1 protein-coding gene is annotated in these 243 nt (G+C 42.0%); it reads right to left on the bottom strand.

Features of this window, described 5'->3' with window-relative positions; all coding sequences use genetic code 11:
* The coding region (locus SB660_RS23170) for a hypothetical protein (RefSeq protein WP_410584894.1) at positions 1-243 on the bottom strand (243 nt) is incomplete at both ends.

Here is a 243-nt window from a genome sequence, read left to right as displayed (position 1 = left end):
CCCTACATTTCCATTGGAATGGATACGCATTTTTTCACTTGTTCCAGCTCCTCCAGCTCCGGTCCAAAAAGAGATAATACCATTGGTAGAGGTATCGGCTCCCCATGAAATAATTCTTGTTTGCGGGCTAAATGATGCATAATCGATTGTTCCACTACCCATTTTGTCTATTACTGCTTGCCCATTGAACGATATTGCTCCCCTAACATCAGTTTTTTCTTTTGGTGTTATGGTTCCTACTCC

This window comes from Bacillus sp. SIMBA_005, from assembly GCF_046535585.1.
In the GTDB taxonomy this organism is placed as follows: domain Bacteria; phylum Bacillota; class Bacilli; order Bacillales; family Bacillaceae; genus Bacillus; species Bacillus pumilus.
The sequence above is the reverse complement of the archived record's forward strand: the minus strand, read 5'-3'. Positions and strand labels throughout refer to the sequence as shown.